This is a genomic window from Mesorhizobium ventifaucium (assembly GCF_935822925.1).
Lineage (GTDB): Bacteria > Pseudomonadota > Alphaproteobacteria > Rhizobiales > Rhizobiaceae > Mesorhizobium > Mesorhizobium ventifaucium.
In genome coordinates this window covers 334034-340297 of sequence record NZ_CAKXZS010000011.1, presented here as the reverse complement: position 1 = coordinate 340297, position 6264 = coordinate 334034, and the positions used below count along the sequence as shown (strand labels likewise).

At 63.9% G+C, this 6264-nt stretch carries 6 protein-coding genes; 2 read left to right on the top strand and 4 right to left on the bottom strand.

The annotated features are described in order from the left end of the window. Positions 1-210: 210 nt before the first annotated feature. Entirely contained in the window at positions 211-1818 is a 1608-nt protein-coding gene (locus tag NMG70_RS09870; RefSeq protein WP_436798366.1) for a peptide chain release factor 3, read from the bottom strand. Positions 1819-1938: 120 nt separating this feature from the next. On the opposite strand from NMG70_RS09870, the gene NMG70_RS09865 reads away from it, so the two are divergent. Then, positions 1939-3012, top strand: coding sequence for an NAD(P)/FAD-dependent oxidoreductase (locus tag NMG70_RS09865; RefSeq protein ID WP_254024305.1), 1074 nt, complete (start codon positions 1939-1941; stop codon positions 3010-3012). Here NMG70_RS09865 and NMG70_RS09860 read toward each other — a convergent pair. The 3 genes from NMG70_RS09860 to NMG70_RS09850 form a co-directional block, all read right to left on the bottom strand. Then, positions 2988-4382, bottom strand: coding sequence for an amidase (locus NMG70_RS09860; RefSeq protein ID WP_254024304.1), 1395 nt, complete (start codon positions 4380-4382; stop codon positions 2988-2990). The two genes, NMG70_RS09865 and NMG70_RS09860, sit on opposite strands and share 25 nt — an antisense overlap. 169 nt (positions 4383-4551) lie before the next feature. Next, on the bottom strand, positions 4552-5352 hold the full coding sequence (locus NMG70_RS09855) for a class II glutamine amidotransferase (protein ID WP_254024303.1): 801 nt from the start codon (positions 5350-5352) through the stop codon (positions 4552-4554). A gap of 14 nt (positions 5353-5366) precedes the next feature. Beyond that, a complete protein-coding gene (locus tag NMG70_RS09850; protein WP_091592874.1) occupies positions 5367-5621 on the bottom strand; it encodes a DUF6356 family protein in 255 nt (84 codons plus the stop codon). A gap of 116 nt (positions 5622-5737) precedes the next feature. On the opposite strand from NMG70_RS09850, the gene NMG70_RS09845 reads away from it, so the two are divergent. Next, a complete protein-coding gene (locus tag NMG70_RS09845) occupies positions 5738-6208 on the top strand; it encodes an Lrp/AsnC family transcriptional regulator (RefSeq protein ID WP_254024302.1) in 471 nt (156 codons plus the stop codon). Positions 6209-6264: the final 56 nt, after the last annotated feature.

Genomic DNA, 6264 nt, shown 5'->3' with positions numbered 1-6264 from the left:
ATACCTGCCTGCCGGCATCCTCTCCCCGTATAGTGACGGGGAGAGGGGCGCTCTCATACAAGATTTCGCCAATCACCCACGTTGCAGGAAGGGCGTTGGTGTTGCGGCCAGCCCCCTTCTCCCCGTCACTATACGGGGAGAAGGTGCCGGCAGGCGGATGAGGGGCAGCGCAAACGCGCGAGAGTGATCTTGGCGGGCATACCGCAATGCTCAAGCCGCCTTGTCGCGGACCTGATAATCCTTGACCGCGGCGAAGCGGATCGCCTTCCAGCGCTCGGCCTCGTAGTTGAGCGAAAAGGCGTGCTGGGCCAGGAACACTGGGTCGTTGTCGAGGTCGCGGGCGATGTCGCCGCGATGCGCGTCGATGAAGCGATGCAGCTCGGTCTTGTCGTTGGCCGATATCCAGCGGCAGACCGAAAAGCGCGACATCTCGAAATCGACGGGCAGCGTGTATTCGATGCTCAGGCGCTCCTTCAGCACGTCGAGCTGCAGCGCGCCGACGACGCCGACGATCGCCGGTGAACCGTCCTCCGGCGAGAACAGTTGCACGACGCCTTCCTCGGCCATCTGGTGCAGCGCCTCCTTCAGCTTCTTGGCCTTCATCGCGTCGCCGAGACGGACGCGGCGCAGGATTTCCGGCGCGAAGTTCGGCACGCCGCGAAACAGGATCTCCTCGCCCTCGGTCAGCGTGTCGCCGATGCGCAGCGTGCCGTGGTTGGGGATGCCGACGACGTCGCCGGCAAAAGCCTCGTCGGCGGTGACGCGGGTGCGGGCGAAGAAGAATTGCGGCGCCGACAGGCTCATCGGTTTTCCCGTGCGCACCAGCTTGGCCTTCATGCCGCGCTCGAGCTTGCCCGAGCAGACGCGGACGAAGGCGATGCGGTCGCGGTGGTTGGGATCCATGTTGGCCTGGATCTTGAAGACGAAGGAGGTCATCCTATCCTCGGTCGCCTCGACCTTGCGGGTGTCGGCCTCCTGCGCGCGCGGCGGCGGCCCGTAGGCGCCAAGCGCCTCGATCAGGTCGCGCACGCCGTAATTGCGCAGCGCCGAACCGAAATAGACCGGCGTCAGATGACCCTCGCGAAACGAATCGATGTCGAGCGGACGGCAGGCTTCGCGCGCCAGTTCCAGCTCCTCGATGAAAGCCTCGCGCTCGTTCTCCGGCAACAGGCCGGCGACGCGGTTGGAATCGGGACCGTTGACCGGCGTGCGGTCCTTCTCGGCGTCGCCCTTGCGTACCGCGTTCAGCGCCAGATGATAGGTGCCGGAAAAAGTCTTGCCGCGGCCGATCGGCCAGGTGATCGGCGCGGTGTCCAGCGCCAGCTTCTGCTCGATCTCGTCGAGGATCTCGAACGGGTCGCGGCTTTCGCGGTCCATCTTGTTGACGAAGGTGATGATCGGGATGTCACGCAGCCGGCAGACCTCGAACAGTTTTAGCGTGCGCGGCTCGATACCCTTGGCGGCGTCGATGACCATGACCGCCGCATCGACTGCCGACAGCGTGCGATAGGTATCGTCGGCGAAATCCTCGTGACCGGGCGTATCGAGCAGGTTGAAGACATTGTCCTCATACTCGAAGGTCATCACCGAGGTGACGACCGAAATGCCGCGCTCGCGCTCGATCTTCATCCAGTCCGACCGGGTCTGGATGCGATCTTTCTTGGCCTTGACCTCGCCGGCAAGCTGGATGGCGCCGCCGAACAAAAGCAGCTTTTCGGTCAGCGTCGTCTTGCCGGCGTCCGGATGCGCGATGATCGCGAAAGTGCGGCGGCGCGCCACCGCGTTCGTGATGTCTTCAGCCAATTGATGGAATCCCATGTGGTGCGCGGGCTTCTAGCAGCGCTTTTGCAGCCTGTCGAACAATTTTGGGCGGTTGCCGGTCTTGAGATAGGTCCGCCGCAATGGCATCAACTGAGGCGGTTCGACAAAGGTCCATCCATGAGCGCAGCCAAGCACGTCATTGTTGTCGGCGCCGGCATCATTGGCGCGTCCATCGCCTGGCATCTGGCGAAGGCTGGCGCGAAGGTGACGATCGTTGCCGACAGCGGCGCCGGCGGCGTCGCCACGCCGAATTCGTTTGCCTGGATCAATGCCAGCTGGGGCAATCCAGAGCCGTATTTCCGGCTGCGTACCCGTTCGATGGCGGAATGGACGCGCCTTGCTCATGGCGTGCCCGGCATTCCGCTCGCCTGGTGCGGCGGCCTGTGCTGGGACCTGCCGCCGGCCGCGCTTGAGGCCTATGCCGCTGAGCATTCTGGCTGGGGCTACGGCATCGAGCCCGTTGACCGCGTGGGAGCCGCACGTATAGAGCCAAACCTGATCGAGCTTCCCGATTTCGCGCTGCATGTGCGTAGGGAAGGCGTCGCCGAGCCGGTCGCCACCACGCAAGCACTGCTGGCCGACGCCGAGCTGCGCGGCGCGCGCGTAGTGGCCGGGACAGCCGTGACCGCGTTGGTGCGGGCCGACGGCAGGGTTACCGGCGTGGATACGTCAGGCGGCCGGATCGCTGCCGACGAGGTGGTGATCGCGGCCGGCGCCGGCTCTCCGGCAATTGCGGCGACGGCCGGGCTAAAACTGCCGATCGAGACGCCGCCCGGCCTGATCGTCCACTCACGCCCCTACGAAAGGCTGCTCAACGGCCTGGTGATCGGAGACCGGCTGCATATGCGCCAGACTGCCGAGGGCCAAATCATCGCCGGTTCGGATTTCGGCGGCGCCGATCCGGGCCTGGATGCCGAAGCCACCGCTCGCGAGCTGTTTGCGGCGATGAAGAACATGGTGCGCGGTGCCGACCGACTGGAACTGGATTTTCACACCGTCGGCTATCGGCCGACGCCGATCGACGGCTTTCCGATCATCGGACGGGCTCAAGGCGTGAGCGGCCTCTATGTCGCGGTCATGCATTCCGGCATCACGCTGGCGCCTGCGGTCGGCCTGTTCGCCGCCCGGGAAATCCTCGACGACGCGCGCGATCCGCTGCTTGAGCCTTATGGGCTGACGCGGTTTGCTTGATAGCCCGGCGGGCGGCGAAAACCGCCGCTCAGCGACGCTATCGCCCTACCGATGCCAAGCAGCCGCGATTCCGACCAGCGACGGCCGACCAGCTGCAGGCCGATGGGCAGCCCGTCGCGGTCCTGCCCGCAGGGCAGCGAAAGTGCAGGGTGGCCGCTATAGTTGAACACTGCGCCATAGGCCGGCAGCAGCCAGTAGCTCTGCTCTCTGTCATCGACCTTGATTGGTGTTCCCGGCTCGCAATGCGGAAAGGCCGTGGTCATGGCGACGGGGCAAAGCAAGACATCGCAACCTTCGAAAAACCGGTCCCAGGCAAGGATTGACTGGTCGCGGCGGGCGAGCGCCTCGAACCAGCGCGAGACCGGTGTCGGTTCTTCTGGCGGCTCTGGCTGCGCAGCCTCCAGCATCATGCCGATCAGCGCGCCGCCTTGCGTCAGATCGTCATGCAGGTCGAGCGTCGGCAGTCTTGCTTCCTCGACGGCCGCGCCCGCAGATTTGAGTTGCTCGACCAGACTTTCGACCGCGGCCCTGATCTCGCCGGCCACTGGAAAACCCGGAAAGGCCGGCGCGAAAGCGATCCGCAGGGACTTGAGATTGACCTCAGGCATGTCCTCGACCAGCACCGGGGGAAGGTCGGTGTCGCTGCCATCTGGTCCTGCAATGATCCTCAGGATCAGCGCCAGATCTTCGACGTTGCGGGCCAGAGGACCGATACAGGACATCAGCCGCACGCTGCGCGGCGCACCGGCGGGATCGGGAAAGGCGCCAGCCAGGGAGACGCGATGCTCGGTCGGCTTGAGGCCGTAGACGCCGCAAAAGGCTGCAGGCAGGCGGATCGAATCCTGCATGTCGGTGCCGATCTCGAATGGTGTCATGCCCGCGCAAAGTGCTGCCGCCGCTCCCCCGCTGGAACCGCCGGCGGTGCGCGAGAGATCCCATGGATTACTGGTGCGGCCGAACAGCGGGTTGTTCGACTGCCAGTCGCCGAGCATCGTTGCGACATTAGTCTTGCCGACCAGCACGCCGCCGGCAGCCTTCAACCTGAGGACGACCGGGCTGTCTTTTTTCGCCACATAGTCGGCAAAAGGCGGGAAGCCGACCGTCGTCTTCATCCCCAGTGTTTCGTGGGTGTCCTTCAGCGTGAACGGCACGCCGTGCAGCGGCCCGAGAGCGTCGCCGCGCGCCTGCGCTTCGTCGGCCTTCTTCGCGCGAGCGCGAGCCCCTTCCCTGTCGAGCGTGACGACCGCATTGACCGCCTCATTATGCCTGTCGATCTCAGCCAAATGCGCGTCCAGCGCTTCCACGGCGGAAATCTTGCGGTCGCGGATCGCGGCAGCCAATTCTCTGGTGGAGGAAAACACGAGGTTCATGACCAATGCTCCGGCTTGCTAGCGGCGCCAGCCTCACCAAATGGCGGGCTACGGCGCGTCTTCAAGCCGAGTTCAGCATTCGAGGACCGGCGGTGCTTGATCGGAATTGCGCTGCGAGAGTCTGCTGAGGTCGGCGCCGTCCCGCGATATTGCCGCGATAGCGAGGGATCTAAACAGCCAGCGCCAGCTTTGCGATTTCAGGAGCAAACGGACGAATGGTCATGCCGTCTCTGGTGATCGTGACGAAGCTAGAGGGCGGGATCGGCTGCCAGTCGCCGCCATCACGGTCGAAAGGCTCCGACATTAGGCATCGTCCGCCGCCATTGCGGAAGACGGAGGTGTAGAGCGTCGGCGCGTGGGCATCGGTCGCATAGCGCACCGCATGGAGCGATTCGCCGTCCGACAAGGCGGCGGTAAGTCTCAGCGCCGGTTCGAAGCCGGCGCGGCGCGAGGCATCGATCACCCGCGCCGTAGCGCGCGACACCGCGCCTTGCGGATCGCCCGCCAGACCCTCGTCGATCATCAGGAGAAAGAAAAGTTCGGAATCGGTGGTGCCCTCGCGCCGATCGAAGCCCGCGTCGGAGAGCGAATTTTCGAGCGCGCGGCGGATTCTTTCGAAGCCGCCGATCTGGCCGTTGTGCATGAACGACCAGCGGCCGGCAGTGAAGGGATGACAGTTCATGCGGCTGGTGGCGCCGCCGGTCGAGGCGCGCACATGGGCAAGGAACAGGCTGGACCTGATCTGCCGGCACAGGCTCTTCAGATTGGGATCGGACCAGGCCGGCAGGATGTCGCGATAGAGACCCGGTTCGGGTCGGTCGCCGTACCAGGCGAGGCCAAAGCCATCGCCATTGGTCGGCGACTTGGCTTCCTGGGCGCAATGACTCTGGGCGATCAGCGAATGGCAGGGCGCCGTGACGATGTCCTCGAGGAAAACCGCTTCGCCAAGATAGGCCGCCCACCGGCACATCGTTTAATCTTCCCTCAGGCGCGATCCATGAGAGCCGCAGGCTCCTTGATTGCGTGTGTGCCTCTGTTGTGCGTGCGTTCATAGAGCTCGCGAACGATTCGGCTGGCCGTAGTCTCAAACAAAAACGGCAAGAAAGCGTGAATGAGTGCGGCGAACGCTGCCATGAACAGACGCGAGCAGAACCACGCCGCGAAGGCCATATGGCTGAAATAGGTCTCGCCCACCTTGGCCGGGTGAGAGGTAAAGAGCCTTGCAAGCCGTGTCGTCATGGTGAATCCCTCCTGCCTGGATAAGCCCCCGATGCCGAGTATTCTGGCACGAGCTTTCGGTTCATCGATCCCAAATCATCCTTGTGTTTGGCCAATTTTTGGGACAAATGTCCCACATGACTCTGGAAATCGATGAGATCGACCGAAGATTGCTGGCCGAATTGCAACGCGACGGCACATTGTCGGTCGATCAATTGTCGCAAAGGGTGTCGCTGTCGCGCAACGCCTGCTGGCGCCGGGTCAAGCGGCTGGAAGAAGACGCTGTCATTACCGGCCGGGTGGCGCTGGTCGATGCCGACAAGCTCGGCCTCGGCCTTTCGGTGTTCGTCCTGATCCGGACCTCCAATCACGATCCGGACTGGCTGCAGAAATTCCGGGTGGCGGTGACCGGTCTTCCCGAGATCACCGGCGTCTACCGCATGTCCGGCGACCTCGATTATGTGCTGCGCGCCCGAGTCGCCGACGTCAAGGCCTATGACCGACTCTATCAGCGGCTGATCGCCAAGGTGGCGCTGTCGGATGTTTCGGCCTCTTTTGTCATGGAGGAGATCAAGGAGACGACAGTCGTTCCCGTAGAACTGCGCTGAAACGGAACTGCGCTGAAAGAAAGCCGTTGATAGCCCAGCCGCCGAGTTGACTGAAC